The organism is Agromyces sp. P2_B3 (genome assembly GCF_056404815.1).
Map to the genome: position 1 here is coordinate 1 of NZ_JBFUDH010000047.1, position 1,569 is coordinate 1,569.

A 1,569-nucleotide genomic window follows, 5' to 3' on the forward strand; every position below is an offset into this window, starting at 1 on the left:
CTCTCGATCATGGTCACCTCGAACCTGCCGTTTGGGAGATGGGGTGAGACCTTCAGCGACGACGTCGTGGCCGCAGCGATGATTGACCGGCTCGTCCACCACGCCGAGGTCCTCACCCTGTCAGGCGATTCCTACCGCACCCGGCAACGCCGCGACCTCATCAACAAGAACCGCGCCGACCGCGACTAACAACCCAGAGGGGGTCAACTTTCGCTCGGCGCCAGGGGGTCAGACTTCACTCGGCATTGACAAAGCGAGAAGCACGTCGCCGCCTGATCAAGTGCAACCGCGAATGGGACGCCGCCACGGTCGTGCGCCGCGAATTCGTCACGACCTTGCTGGGCCGCAAGGCGTTGCCGAAGGGTGCTGCCCTGTTCGTCGCGGTCACCCTAGCCCGGTGCCACGGCGAGGTCACCCGGGACTTCGGGGAACTCGCGGCCGAGTGGCTGGGCGTGGGCGGACGCGACCGCCTCGCGAAGCGCGCCGAGGACACCCCGACGAAGGTCGGACATGTGACTCTCGGCATGGTCCTCTCTGTGCGGGAAGCGGCGACCAGCCGGGTCTCATGGCGGTGCCCGAACGGCCGCGACACGACCTACCTGCTCCAGTTGGAGGCGTGGGGCCGGTGGAGCGGATCGCGGCCGGATACCCCGAACCCGACACCGCGAGTGACAGCATGCCAAACGCGGCCTAACCTGAGCGGAGGCGATCCCGCGCAACGGGTCGCCTCCGCGCCCGCCCTCTCGACAATTGCCGAGCCCCAAGGGCGGGCGCGGCCCCCCCCAGTTCGGGGCGTATCCCACCCGGCCCGTCGTGGCGGGTGTAACGTCACAGCCGAGCAACTGGGGGCTCTGCCGTTGGTGCTCCACGCCCACCGGCGGTAACAGGGGGGCTTGCCCGTCGGGGGGCAACGCCCGGAAATTCGGGTAGCAGCCGGTGGGCGTGTCCCGTCCCCGGGGTTGCGGGTGCGCACCGCTACTGCGGTGCGCCGTGAGCGGCTCCGCCCTCACCCTCCCAGCCCGCCGGCGGCACGCCACCTCCGTGGTCTTCCGTGACTTCCGGGTGCAGCGATTGCACCCAAAGTGCACGGCCCAGCTCTTCCTCCGGGCTGGCCCGCACCCAGTGGGCACAACCGTGACTGCCGTGGACGGCCCACCGCACGAGCCCCGCTGATGGTCGGGTTGGCAGGGGGCGGATGGAGTGGGGCTGGCGGGGTGGTGCCACCAACCGAGGGGGCTCGGTACCCGGAACCGGCCGGCCATTCCACTTATCGATTGTTGGCAACACCCCACCCCGACACTTCCGGAGGATGTCTCTGTGCCTGTCAATGCCGAGTGAAGTCTGACCCCCTGGCGCCGAGCGAAAGTTGACCCCCTCTGGGTTGTTAGTCGCGGTCGGCGCGGTTCTTGTTGATGAGGTCGCGGCGTTGCCGGGTGCGGTAGGAATCGCCTGACAGGGTGAGGACCTCGGCGTGGTGGACGAGCCGGTCAATCATCGCTGCGGCCACGACGTCGTCGCTGAAGGTCTCACCCCATCTCCCAAACGGCAGGTTCGAGGTGACCATGATCG

Annotated in this window: 2 protein-coding genes; one reads left to right on the top strand and one right to left on the bottom strand. The window is 68.5% G+C overall.

Going from position 1 to position 1,569, the window contains the following annotated elements; genetic code table 11:
* The coding region (locus AC1DZA_RS20095) for an ATP-binding protein (protein WP_476774096.1) at window positions 1-189 on the top strand (189 nt) is incomplete at its 5' end.
* Between the two features lie 1,195 nt (window positions 190-1,384).
* Here AC1DZA_RS20095 and AC1DZA_RS20100 read toward each other — a convergent pair.
* Window positions 1,385-1,569, bottom strand: a 185-nt coding sequence (locus AC1DZA_RS20100) for an ATP-binding protein (RefSeq protein WP_476774097.1), incomplete at its 5' end; no start/stop codon positions are given.